A 12,045-nucleotide genomic window follows, 5' to 3' on the forward strand; every position below is an offset into this window, starting at 1 on the left:
CGCGTAGATCTCCGCGAACGCCTTCTTCGGCACCGCGTCCGAGGAGTTGGAGCCCAGGCTGACCGTCTTCGGATCGGCGGCCGCGCCACCACCACCACACGCGGACAGCAACGGAATGCCCGCACCGAGCAGGGCCGCACCACCCATACCGCGCAGCACGGAGCGGCGGCCGGGAGCGGGCAGGGGACGACCGAGGAAGGGTTGCTGCATGTTCGGCTCCTGACAGGGCGAACGCGCGTGGCACGTCGGCCCGGAGGGGTGTGACGGGAAACAGTCGCCGGCGCGACCAAGACTCAACACGACCGAACAAATTCGACCGGTTGCTTGCGAGGAAGAGTGAAGGTTCCGAGGAGCCGGTGTCAATACCCCTGCGGCCGCTGCGGCCCGGCGGCAGCACCGGGCCGCCACCTCGTCGAGGCCCGCGGCCTTACCGGACACCGGGGGTCTGAGCAGGGCGAACAAGCGGTTCGGGGCACGTCGACAGGAGGTGTCCGCGCCACCCCGCCCGCTGTCGCCGCCGGAATCGGGGTCGTGAAAACCCTTGACGTAGCGGCGGCGGCTCCGTAGACATGACCGCGCGGTCAGACCGATGACCTCCCGCGATGCGAACTCACGGCAGTCAGGAGACTCCATGGCACCAGGGGCAGGGCGAAGCGAGGGCTCCTCCGTGCCGCGCAGTGCGGATGTGGCCAAGCTGGCGGGAGTGTCGCGCAAGACGGTCTCGCGGGTGCTCAACGACGAGCCGTACGTCTCCGCCGAGGCCCGCCGAAAGGTTCTCGCGGCCGCCGAGGAACTCGGCTACCGCCTGAACCACGCGGCCCGGGCACTGGCCTCCGGGCGCACGCGCTCCATCGGCGTCGTCGCGCTGGGAACGGCCGGTTACGGAACGGCCTCGCTGCTCGTGCACACCGAGCAGGCCGTGCGGGACGCCGGATACGCGCTCCGCGTGGTCAACACGCCGGACGGTGACCCCGTGGGCATCGCGGGCGCCGTGGAGTCACTGCTCGAACAGGGCGTGGACGGTGTCGTCGTCTCCGAACCCATCGTGGAGGGCGAGGTCGGAGTGCGCGTCGACGTGCCGGTCCTCTTCCTGGGGGCGCCGCCGGCGTTCTCCGCCGCCCGGACGGTGACCGCGGGAGTGGGGGCCCACGCACTGGCGCGGACCGCGACCGAGCATCTGCTCGACCTGGGCCACGCGACCGTCCACCACCTCGCCGGTCCCCGCCGGTGGTACGCCACCAAGGACCGCATCGAAGGATGGCGCGCGGCACTCGAGGCACGCGGTGCGCACGAGCCGCCCCTGCTCAACGGTGACTGGTCGGCGGCCTCCGGCTACGCCGCCGGCCGGGCGCTGGCCCCCGACCGTTCCGTCACCGCCGTCTTCGCCGCGGGCGACGAGATGGCCATCGGCCTGATCCACGCCCTGCGGGAGGCCGGGCGCCGGGTGCCGGAGGACATCAGCGTCGTCGGCTTCGACGGCAACCCGGTCTTCGCCTACGTCTCCCCTCCCCTGACCACCGTGCGCCAGCCCTTCGAGGCCGCGGCCCGGGAAGGCATCCGTCTCCTCGTGCACGCGATCGAGAAGCCCGACACCGACCCGCCGCCGGCGAGCGACCCACCGGTCGAACTCGTCGTCCGCGGCTCGACCGCGCCTCCGCCGCCCCACCCGGACACGACGGGCCGGCGCACCACCTGACGGCGTCCCCGGCAGCGGCAGGGAGCACACCCGCACGCCCGGGCACCGCTTCACCACTCACCGGCCGACCTCACCGTGAGGCCGCCGTTGCGATCCGCGCCACCGCGGCGTCCGCATCTATGCCGCGTACGCGGTGACGCCCCATGAGGGCTCGCCGCTGCCCACCGGATCCGTGCCGGGGGCGGCGCGCACCTTCGTCCGTTCCCCGTTCCTTTCCCCGTCCTGGGAGCCGCACATGTCCCCTGCGTACTTCGGCGTCAGACCCGGCGCCGCCCCGCGTCCCCGCCCCACCACCTGGCTGTTGCTCCTGCTGGTGCTGATCGTCGCCGCGGCGACGGTCGTGCTGCCCGCGGCGGGCCGGGCACACGCCGTCTCCCGCCCTTCGCAGACGATGTACACCCCGCCGTCGACGGCGCCCTCGCCCGGCTCGCTCTACCCCCGGGCGCTGCGTCTGCAGCACAACGGGGCGGCCAACGGCACCCTGCTCGCCACGTTCGAGCAGTACACCTCCGGCACGCCCGTCTTCCCGATCTACCGCTCCACCGACAACGGTGACTCCTGGACCAAGATCTCCGACGTCGCGGACACACAGAACGGCTGGGGCATGCGCTGGCAGCCCGAGCTGTTCGAACTGCCCACCGCGATCGGTGACTTCCCCGCCGGGACGATCCTCGCCGCGGGCGACTCCGTGCCCGCCGACCGGTCGGCCAGCAAGATCGACCTGTACGCCAGCACCGACCGCGGGCAGACCTGGAGCTTCGTCACCAACATCGCCACCGGTGGCGCCGCCTTCGACACGAACGGCCAGACCCCGGTCTGGGAGCCGTTCTTCCTGGTCTCCGGGAACAAGCTCATCGTCTACTACTCCGACCAGCGCGACCCCGACCACGGCCAGAAGATCGTGCACCAGGTCTCCACCGACGGCCGCACCTGGGGCCCGGTCGTCGACGACGTGGCGATGCCCACCTTCAGCAACCGCCCGGGCATGCCGACCGTCGCCCGGATGCCCAACGGCAGATTCATCATGACGTACGAGTACGGCGGCGCCCCCGAGGGCAACTTCGCCGTCTACTACAAGATCTCCTCCGACCCGGAGGCGTTCGGCTCGGTCACGGGCATCCCCCTGCGCACCACGGACGGGGTGGTGCCCCGCAGTGCCCCCACCATCACCTGGCTGCCGACCGGAGGACCGAACGGCACCCTCGCCGTCAGCGCCAACAGCGCCGACGAACTGTTCCTCAACACCCAGAACGGCGCCGCCAACACCTGGACGCGCATCAACTCCAACGTGGCCGGCGGCTACAGCCGCGGCCTGCTCCCCCTGCCCGACGGGCACAGCCTGCTGGTGCTCAGCGCGGGACGCGGCGGCAGCAACCTCTCCAACCCCGTCACGTACAGCACGATCGACCTCGGTGGCGGGATATCCGACGGGGCGACCTACACCGCGTCCAACGCGGGCAGCAACCTGAGACTGACCATCGCGGGCGGCTCCACCGCCAACGGCGCCTACGCCACCCAGCAGAACGCCGACGACTCCGGTGCCCAGCAGTGGCGGTTCGTCCAGCAGCCGTCGGGCTACTTCAAGATCTTCAACGTCGCCAGCGGCAAGGTCCTCGGTGTGGAGAACCAGTCCACCGCCAACGGCGCCAGGATCCTCCAGTGGGACGACAACGGCACCCCCGACCACGAGTGGGCCGCCGCCCCGCACCCCGCGGGCGGCTACACCTTCACCAACCGTCTGACGGGCAAGTACCTGGAGATCCCGAACGCCTCCAGCACCGCCGGCACCACCGCCGTGCAGTGGGACGGCACCGGCTGCGCGTGCCAGCGCTGGAACCTCACCCAGACCGCGCTGCCACCGCTGGGCACCGGCCAGTACGTGCTCGTCAACAAGAACAGCGGCAAGTACCTCGACATCCCGGGCGCGTCGACGGCCACCGGCACCGCGGCCGTCCAGTGGCAGAACTCCGCCTGTGACTGCCAGCTGTTCACCTTCCAGTCGGCCGGTGGCGGGGCCTGGACGGTGAAGAACGTCCACAGCGGGCTCTTCGTCGACATCAACGCATCGTCGACGTCGGCCGGTGCGGCCCTCGTGCAGAACGCGGCCTCGGCCGCGGCCTCGCAGCGGTGGACCGTGACCGACGCGGGTGGTGGCTACGTCAAGCTGGTCAACGTCAACAGCGGTCTCGTCGCCGGCGTCGCCCAGTCCTCCACCGCCAACGGCGCGGCCGTCATCCAGTGGAACAACGTCAGCGTCGACGACCAGCTCTGGAGGATCGTCCGGATCAACTGACGGTTCCCGTCTCCTGCCCCGGTGCGGGGACCGCCGTCGCGTCGGTTCCCGCACCGGGGAGCAGCACCATCCGGCAGCGGTTTTCACGGTGAATGGGGGCACAAGCAGCGGCTATTGCCACCTCCTTGCGAGGGATAGGGTGTACGCCGAAATCAATGAGGAACGGTCCGAGAAAGGCAGCGGGAATGAGGAGCGGGGACACCGCCGTACTCGACGACCCGGTGGGCGAGTCACTGCGCGGTCACCACGCGGCTCTCGCCCGCCGGCTCGGCCGCGCCGCCACGTACGTGCCGGAGGTCGCGACCTTCTCGGCGGTGTCCCCCGCCGCGGGTCCGGCGGACTGGGCCGATCTCTCCGGGCTGCTCGGCCGAGGCGGGTTCGCCGACCTGTTCAGCTGCCGGGCGGCCCCGCCGCCGGACTGGGAGCCGGTGTTCGTCCTGGAGGGCCGGCAGATGATCCGGACCGGCAGCGGCCGCCCCGCCGAGGCCCGTACCGAGCGCGACACCGATGTGTCCGAAGATGTGGTCGAACTGGGCGCGGCCGATGTGCCCGAGATGCTCGACCTCGCCGCGCGCACCCAGCCGGGGCCGTTCTGGCCGCGCACCCACGAACTCGGCACCTACCTCGGCGTCCGCGCCCAGGGGCGGCTGGTGGCCATGGCGGGCGAACGGCTGCGGCCGCCGGGCTGGACCGAGATCAGCGCCGTCTGCACGGCCCCCGAGGCACGCGGGCGAGGCCACGCCGCCCGACTGGTGAACGCGCTCTCCGCACGCGTGCTGTCCCGGGGCGAACGGCCCTTCCTGCATGTGGCGGAGACGAACACCGCCGCGATCGCCCTCTACGAACGGCTCGGCTTCGAGAGCAGGCAGCGGGTGACCTTCCGCGGGTTCCGGACGCCGTGAGCTGAAGGGCGGTCGGGGCGTGACCGTTCAGCGCGGTCGGTCCAGGCAGTGGCGATGGTCTCGCCATCCCGGACCGGGGCCGAGGCCTGTTCACCGGGGCGACGCGAACCCCGCGGAAGGCGGTGGAGTACGTCACCGCCGGGCGGTTCCAGCGTGCCTCCCAGGCCGTAGGCGCACTTCGGCTGCTGGGAACCAGACGGCGACGGAAGCCCGCCCCTCAACTGGAAGCGCATTCGACATCTGGCGCCTCGTCCCGACCCTCTTATCGGAGAGACCACCGCTGGTTGGACCCGCCGTTGCAGGTCCACAGGACCATCTGGGTGCCGTTGGCGGTTCCGGCCCTGTACGCGTCGAGGCACAGACCTGAACGGACACTGGTGACGGTGCCGTCGGCGTTGACGTTCCACTTCTGGTTCGACCCTCCGTGGCAGTCCCAGATGACCACCCGTGTACCCGGAGAGGTACCGGAGGCCTCGGCGTCCAGGCACTTGCCGCCGTAGACGCGCAGTTCCCCGGCGTCGGTGCGGGTCCACTTCTGGCCGGCGCTGTCCGCGCAGTCCCACAGCTGGACCTGGGTGCCGTTGGTCTGCGACGAGTTGGGGACGTCCAGGCAGCGGCCGGAGCCGGAGCCGAAGATCTGCGCGCCGCTCGGCGACGGGTTCGTGCCGCCCGGAGGCACGTACGGGCACTTGGTCCTGGACCTGGAGACGCCGCTGGAGTCCGCCAGCGAGGGGCACAGGAACTGGGTGTAGCGGGTGTCGTTGTCGAGGAAGATCTTCAGCCAGGGGATCGTGCGGCGCGTCACGTTCGAGTTGCCCCAGGTGGGGAAACCGTGACCGCCAGTGGTCAGCTCGATGAAGGCGCTCTGCGTGCCGGCCGGCATGCCGCCGTAGAGGCCGTCGAGGTAGGACGGGGTGACCGTGCCGTCGTCCCGCGCGCCCATGATCATTGTGGGTACCCGCAGGGTGGACAGGTTCTGTGAGGGCGAGAAGGGTGCGAGCGGGACGGCGGCCTTCAGCGACGGTTGCCGTTCGGCCGCGCTGATGGCTCCGCCGCCGCCCATGGAGTGACCGATCACCCCCAGCCTGCTGGGATCGACGCGGTCGCGTACCGGGCTCTTCTGCGTGAGGTAGTCCAGCGCGGCGAGGAGTTGGGTTCCGCGGGCGGTGTCGAAGTCGTTGGGGCTGTTGGTGTCGATGCCGATGACGACGAATCCGAAGGAGGCGAGCCAGGGCCCCATCCAGGCGCCCTCGGCGTCCCACCGGGCGGTGTAGCCGGGCACGGCCGCGACCGCGGCCCAGGTGCCCAGGCTGGTGTCGGTCGGGTAGTAGATCTTCCCGCCGTTGAAGCCGTTGCCGGGCGGCACGCTCACTTCCGCGGTGGCGAACGTCCCCCTCTGGGCCGCGACGCTGCTCACCGTGGGGTCCGGCCCCCGCTGGTACGGATTGTCCTGGGCCGACGCCGATTGCGCCGATGCCGGCTGGATCGAGACCAGCGCGGCGATCAGGCCGGCCACGGCCGTGGCCACGACCGTCCTCAACCTGACCAGGCTGCTTATCCGACGAGTCCTCACCCGATCGGTCCAGGAGCCTTCGGGCACCTGGACTTCGGTGGTGTGTGTGTGCACTGTTCAGCTTCCTTCCGTGACGAGGTGCAGCTGTGGTGCTCAGACGCAGGTGGAGCCGGTTGCGGGAGCGCTCCCCGGTGCTGTCGTGGGCAGTCAGGCCCAGGTCAGCTCGCCAGGTGGGGGGTGAAGTAGTCACCGCCCGGAGTAGATCGCGGCCTGCTTCGACGTGGCGGCTATGCCGTTCGCGCCGTTGAAGATCCGTTGCCCCCAGGAGGTGAGGCGGTTCGGGTCGAAGTTCGTGACCATGTCCAGGTAGCCGACGTCGCTGCCGTTGCCGCTCCAGGACCAGCCGAGGTAACCGAGACGGAGCCGCTGGGTGGTGGCCAGGATGGCGTCCTCATCGGGGTTGCCGTCGGAGTGGTTGTGGCCGAACTCGCCCACGACGATCGGGAGCTTCGCGGCGACGAAGCGGTTCAGGTAGTCGTTGACCTTGGCGGCCGTGTTGAAGACGCCGTACATGTGGACGGAGAAGACCGTGTTGCGGTCGGGGTCGGCGGCGAAGACCGAGGCGGCGTTGTCGCGCATGGTGAACGCCCAGTCCTGGCCCCAGTTGGGCGCGTCCACCATGAGCGTGTGGTTGAACCCGGCGCTCCGCAGTTTCTGGATGGCCGCCTTGGTGTCGGCCGTCCACCTCGTGTGGTTGCTGTTGCCGTACGGCTCGTTGCCGATGTTGACGATGACGTAGCTCTCCTGACCGGCGAGGGCGCTCTTGACGCTGATCCAGTAGTCGGCCGCGCGGGAGAGGGTGGTCGCACCGCTCTGGTCGCCGTAGCCCGTGGTGTCGTGGACCTCGAGTACACAGATGAGACGGTTCCGCTTGCACTGGGAGACGACGTTCGCCACGTCGGTGGTGTCGTTGCGGGTCCAGCGATCCCCACTGGCGAGGACCACGCGGACGGTGTTGGCGCCTTTGGCCTTGATGTGGGCGAGGGAGCTGATCCGGTCCCGGTACCACGTGTGGGCGTGGTTGACGCCACGCATCACGAAGTCGTTGCCGGACGCCTCCACCAGCCGGCCGTTCTGGACGCGGAAGCCGGTCGGTGCGGCGTGGGCCGAGGTGCCGAGGCCGAGCAGCGGGACGAGGAGGCCGAGGAGGGCGGCCACGACGGCGGCCACTCGTGGGGCGGTGCGGGTGCGGGATTTCATGACGGCTCCAGTGGGGTGATGGTGCGTCAGGGGAGGTTGACCGGCGCGGTGTTGTCGGCGGCAGCCGGAGGAGCGCAGGCCGTCGCCGGAGTGGCGGCAGGGAAGCCGAGGTCGTTGGTGTCGCTCGCGGTGCTGAAGCCCGGCGCTACCTGAGATACGCGGCGAGCGGGAGGCCCTGTCGGCGCACGTCACCGGCGACGAGCGCGGCGATCTGCTGCGCGCCGTAGGTTTCGAAGTGCGTGTGGTCGTTGCAGAAGAAGGCGCCCACGGGGCCCGATGCGTAGTCGCCGTTGTGCGGGCAGAAACGCAGACTGTTGTAACGCGAGACGCTCAACGTCTGCAGGTCGATGACCGGCGCCCCGGTCGCGGACCCGGCGGCGAAGGTCTGGGAGACGAAGCCGCGGTTCTTGATGGCCGTGCTGCCGGAGCAGGTGATGGCGGCCACCGGGGTGAGCAGCACCGGGTGGGCGCCCCGGGCCAGGGCGGCCTGCACCATCATCGTCATCAGCCGCTGGTACCGCGCCGGGCCGACGTGTCGTGGGCAGGTGGAGGAGGAGTCGTTGATGCCGAACTGGATGAACAGATAGTCGCCGGCCTTCATCCCGGTGCTCGCGTTCAGCATCGCCTGCCAGCGTGACGAATACGTGGTGGACGTGAGACGGCACTCGCCGTCCGGGCCCTTGGTGCTGCTCACGTTGCCCTCGTACAACCAGGTCTGGATGGAGCGACCTCCCACAGCCTGGTTCCTGACGGTCACGTCGGTGGTGAACAGGGCGTCGAACTGACTGCCCCAGCCGACCGGACAACGGCCGCCGCTGGGGTTGGCCATGGTGGAGTCACCGGCCAGCCACACGGTGACCGGCGCGGCCGCCGCCCGTACGGCCGAGGCGGGGGAGGTCGTACAGTTCGCAACGGCGCTGTCGGCCGCCGAGGCGGTGCGAACACCGAGGCTCGGCAGGGCGATCAGCAGTGCGGTCATGAGGAGTATGCGAAGGTTCTTCATCAGGTCCTTCCCATGGACGGGCGCGCCGCCGCGCCTCGGTCAGCGCAAGTACGTGGCCAGGGGCAAGCGCTGCTCCCGGATGCTCTGGAGCACCAGCCCGCCGATCTGCGTCGCGCCGTGCTGCGAGAAGTGGGTGTTGTCCGTGACTCCGTCGACGGAGGAGCGCAGGAAGAGCTGCGCGGAGGCGGAAGGACCGAGCGACTCGACCAGCGCCTTGCTCCTGGCGGTGAGGTCGATCACCGGCACGTTCTGCGCCGCACCGACCGAGCGCGTCTGGGCGGGCAGGTCGACGCCGACGCCGTTGACGTGCAGAGCCGTTGCCGTGAGCCGGTTGCCGTCGAACAGCCGGCGGACCGGCGGGGTCACCAGAACCGGGACGCCGCCCTTGGCACGGACTTGCGTGATCATGGAAGTGAGGTTGTTCCGGAAAGCGGACGCGCTGGTCTGCTTGTCGTTGTGGCCGAACTGGATGTAGACCGCGTCGTTCGCCCGGACCTTCGACAGCAACGACGGGAAGAGCGCCGAGTTGGACAGGAAACTGCCCGAACTCTCCCCCGAGTCCCCGTAGTTGGCGATGGCCGCGCCGGGACGCAGCGCAGTCGTGATCATCTGGCCCCATCCGGTGTACGGGGCGACGGGCTGGTCGCACACGGTCGAGTCACCGGCCAGGTAGGCGACGAGCGGCCGGTCCGCCGGCTTCACCGAGACGGCCGAGACCTGAGGACTGGAACCCGTGAACCGGATGTCCAGACCGGGGTTTCCGGTGCCGCCCTGCCCGGTCGGCTGCCCCTCCGGTTGCCGCACGTTGACCGTGAACGAGTACGTGGCGACGGCTCCGGCAGCCGTCTTCGTCGTCGGCAGCATCAGCCGCCGGGCCTCCACCCACATCTCGGTCTGCCCGGCCGGGGCGCCCCCGAGGGAGACCGTCACCTCGTAGTTGCCCGCCGAGACTCCGTAATGACAGCGGATCGGCGAGGTACCGGAACAGCCTGCCGGGAGCGCCCGCGGTGTGGCGTCGTCGGCATGGGCCGCACCGGTGCCGGCCAGCGTCGCAAGGATCAGCAGACTTGCTGCTACCGGCCCGCCGCGTCTCCCCTTTTGCATTCGTGACATGTTCACTACAATCTTGCGTCCCATTCTTGCCCCCGGAGATATGTGGGTTGAGGTCTGCGGCCCCTCGCTCAGGCCTGGGTGAAGCCGTCCATGATGACGGTGGGCCGTTTGGTGGAGGAGTCCCAGGCGCCCATGTTGTAGCCGGTGAACGGGGACATGCACTCGGGCTCCCAGTAGAAGATGCCCTGACCCCCGTTGGCCTTCAGCGCCTTGATGTAGGCGACCAGCGCTGCCCGGGTGGAGGTGGCCCTGTCCACCCGACCGCCGAACTCGCTCTGGAGGAACGGCTTGCCATAGGCATCGGAGATCTTCCGCATGTTCCCCACGATCCCGGCGGCGACGTCGGCGCTGCCGTAGGAAGAGAACACCGACATGTCCCACTTGCCGCCGTTCGCGGCGTAGCGGCTGAAGAACGTCGTCATCACGTCGTACTTCTGCGGCTGGGCCAGGTGGATGCACACGGTCGAATTCGGTGACACAGCCTTGACCTGGTCGTACGCCGCGTTCAGCAGCCCGGTCATCTGCGCCGGGTTGGAAACGCTGCCGACGGGACGGCAGATACCGCTGTTGATCTCGTTGCCGATCTGCACCCAGGTGGGGAGCACGTCGTTGTTCTTCATGACTGTCATGGTCTGGCTCACGTACGTGCTCATCGCGGTGCGCATCTGGCTGTAGCTCATGTTCCGCCAGGCGGCGGGCGGGTTCTGCACGCCGACGGAGTTCCAGGTGTCGCCGAACATGTAGTCCAGCATGATCGACATTCCGGCGGCCTTGACCCGCTTGGCGAAGGCGGCGACCTCGTGGATGCCGCAGTGCCCGTCGGTCGGGCTGCTGGAGGGGTTGACGAAGGTGCGCAGCCGGACCGCGGTGATGCCGTACCCCTTGAGGATGGCCAGGATGTCCTGCGTCTGTCCGCTCGCGTTCCGCCAGGAGAGGCCGCGCGCCTCCATCTGCGGCACCCAGCTGATGTCGACGCCCTTGACGAAGCCCGCGGCGGCGTTGGCCGGCGTCTCGAGTTCGGCGAACGCGGCGGCGGTGGCGATCGCCCCGGCGGTGGCGGTGGTGGCCTTGAGCAGGGTCCTGCGGCTGATCCGCCCGGAACCGGATGCCTCGGTGGGATGCATGGTCGCTCCTTCCCGCCCGCCGGCCGTGCGCGAGTCGTGACGGCCGACGGGTGGTTGCTCGTGGGGGGTTGGTGTTTCCAGGGCTTGGTGCAGTTGAGTGGGGGTGGGTGGCGGCAGGAGTCGTCAGCCGACACGGCGGAGCCGCTCGCGCTGAGGGTGGCGTGCGATACCTCGGCCGCGGCGAGTCCCCCGGCGAACCGGCCCTCCCCCCTGGTCGCCCGCCCATGCGGTGGAGCGGGGCGCCACCCGGCGGGGTTCAGGGCGTGCGGACGGTGGGCCGTGGAGCCGTCGGCATGCCGTTGCCGAGGAAGAAGCTCGGGTGCGGGGGCTGGTTGTAGGCGGTGTTCTGCCAGGCCAGGGCCGTACGGTACTGGGTGTCGTGGAGCAGGGTCGTGATGCGGGTGTTCGTCTGGTGCGGCGTGGAGTAGATCCGCAGGGCCGTGTTGTTCGACGTCGGCCAGATGACCTCTTCACGCCAGTCGCCGAGGATGTCGCCGGACAGCGACGGGGTGGCTTTGGTGCCGTTGTTGGAGTGGACGCCGGAGCCGGTCAGCAGGCGGGTGTCGCCGGAGGTGCCGTACTTGTCGATGCGGGTGCCGTCGAGGAGTTCGCGGACCGGGTCGCCGTCCCACCAGGACAGGAAGTTCATGCTGGACGGCTCCCGGCCCAGGGATGCGCCGGTCGCCGAGCGCAGGGTGGTGTCGGAGGCCGACCATGCCTCGGCGCCCGGGCTGCCGGCGTGGACGTCGGCGGCGACACCGCGGCCGTTGTCGGACCCCGACGCCGTCCGCCACAGGATCTGGCCGGTACGCGCGTCGGCCATCCAGGAGCCGGGCTTGCTGGAGTCCTCGGAGACCTTGAAGTACTCCAGGCCCGCACGGGAGGGGTTGAGGTCGCCGACGTGGCCCGCGTCGCCGTGGCCCAGCCTCGTGGTCCACAGCCCGTTGCCGTTGTCGTCGACGGTCATCGCGCCGTACACGATCTCGTCCTTGCCGTCGGCGTCGACGTCCGCGACGGACAGGCTGTGGTTGCCCTGGCCGTCGTAACCCTTGCCGCTGTTGGTGGAGGAGGTGGTGTCGAAGGTCCAGCGGCGGGTGAAGGCACCGCCCCGCCAGTCCCAGGCGGCGATCACCGTACGGGT

The 12,045-nt window shown here is 70.0% G+C and carries 9 protein-coding genes and 1 pseudogene; 3 read left to right on the plus strand and 7 right to left on the minus strand.

The genetic code is table 11. The features are described 5' to 3' along the window. Positions 1-210: pseudogene (locus tag ABZ948_RS39415) on the minus strand (carbohydrate ABC transporter substrate-binding protein); the annotation flags it as partial. A gap of 421 nt (positions 211-631) precedes the next feature. On the opposite strand from ABZ948_RS39415, the gene ABZ948_RS39420 reads away from it, so the two are divergent. From ABZ948_RS39420 to ABZ948_RS39430, 3 genes are all read left to right on the plus strand, one after another. Continuing rightward, positions 632-1,696, plus strand: coding sequence for a LacI family DNA-binding transcriptional regulator (locus tag ABZ948_RS39420; protein ID WP_359767947.1), 1,065 nt, complete (start codon positions 632-634; stop codon positions 1,694-1,696). 235 nt (positions 1,697-1,931) lie between these two features. Beyond that, entirely contained in the window at positions 1,932-3,989 is a 2,058-nt protein-coding gene (locus tag ABZ948_RS39425; protein ID WP_359767948.1) for an RICIN domain-containing protein, read from the plus strand. 185 nt (positions 3,990-4,174) lie between these two features. Then, positions 4,175-4,891, plus strand: coding sequence for a GNAT family N-acetyltransferase (locus tag ABZ948_RS39430; protein ID WP_359767949.1), 717 nt, complete (start codon positions 4,175-4,177; stop codon positions 4,889-4,891). A 262-nt stretch (positions 4,892-5,153) separates the two neighbouring features. Here the strand turns inward: ABZ948_RS39430 and ABZ948_RS40980 are convergent, their stop codons facing one another. The 6 genes from ABZ948_RS40980 to ABZ948_RS39465 all read right to left on the minus strand — a co-directional run. Next, entirely contained in the window at positions 5,154-6,431 is a 1,278-nt protein-coding gene (locus ABZ948_RS40980) for a poly(ethylene terephthalate) hydrolase family protein (protein ID WP_435857793.1), read from the minus strand. Positions 6,432-6,650: 219 nt separating this feature from the next. Then, positions 6,651-7,664: a glycoside hydrolase family 5 protein gene (locus tag ABZ948_RS39445; protein ID WP_359767950.1), complete on the minus strand. Its 1,014-nt coding sequence runs from the start codon at positions 7,662-7,664 to the stop codon at positions 6,651-6,653. A gap of 145 nt (positions 7,665-7,809) precedes the next feature. Then, positions 7,810-8,643, minus strand: coding sequence for a GDSL-type esterase/lipase family protein (locus tag ABZ948_RS39450; RefSeq protein WP_359767951.1), 834 nt, complete (start codon positions 8,641-8,643; stop codon positions 7,810-7,812). Positions 8,644-8,706: 63 nt separating this feature from the next. Next, on the minus strand, positions 8,707-9,597 hold the full coding sequence (locus ABZ948_RS39455; RefSeq protein WP_359767952.1) for a rhamnogalacturonan acetylesterase: 891 nt from the start codon (positions 9,595-9,597) through the stop codon (positions 8,707-8,709). Between the two features lie 251 nt (positions 9,598-9,848). Next, the gene (locus tag ABZ948_RS39460; protein ID WP_359767953.1) at positions 9,849-10,904 is read right to left on the minus strand and encodes a glycosyl hydrolase 53 family protein; all 1,056 of its coding nucleotides are present in this window, start codon (positions 10,902-10,904) and stop codon (positions 9,849-9,851) included. Positions 10,905-11,160: 256 nt separating this feature from the next. Then, positions 11,161-12,045 (minus strand): rhamnogalacturonan lyase family protein (locus tag ABZ948_RS39465; RefSeq protein WP_494487301.1); only part of this gene is annotated, 885 nt, incomplete at its 5' end.

This window comes from Streptomyces olindensis (assembly GCF_040645895.1).
In the GTDB taxonomy this organism is placed as follows: Bacteria; Actinomycetota; Actinomycetes; order Streptomycetales; family Streptomycetaceae; genus Streptomyces; species Streptomyces olindensis.

Excerpts from the sequence above, each read along its gene's own strand:
- ABZ948_RS39425 (WP_359767948.1), top strand. The coding sequence starts at position 1,932 with ATGTCCCCTGCGTACTTCGGCGTCAGACCCGGCGCCGCCCCGCGTCCC.
- ABZ948_RS39420 (WP_359767947.1), top strand. The coding sequence starts at position 632 with ATGGCACCAGGGGCAGGGCGAAGCGAGGGCTCCTCCGTGCCGCGCAGT.
- ABZ948_RS39430 (WP_359767949.1), top strand. The coding sequence starts at position 4,175 with ATGAGGAGCGGGGACACCGCCGTACTCGACGACCCGGTGGGCGAGTCA.
- ABZ948_RS39460 (WP_359767953.1), bottom strand. The coding sequence starts at position 10,904 with ATGCATCCCACCGAGGCATCCGGTTCCGGGCGGATCAGCCGCAGGACC.
- ABZ948_RS39445 (WP_359767950.1), bottom strand. The coding sequence starts at position 7,664 with ATGAAATCCCGCACCCGCACCGCCCCACGAGTGGCCGCCGTCGTGGCC.
- ABZ948_RS39450 (WP_359767951.1), bottom strand. The coding sequence starts at position 8,643 with ATGACCGCACTGCTGATCGCCCTGCCGAGCCTCGGTGTTCGCACCGCC.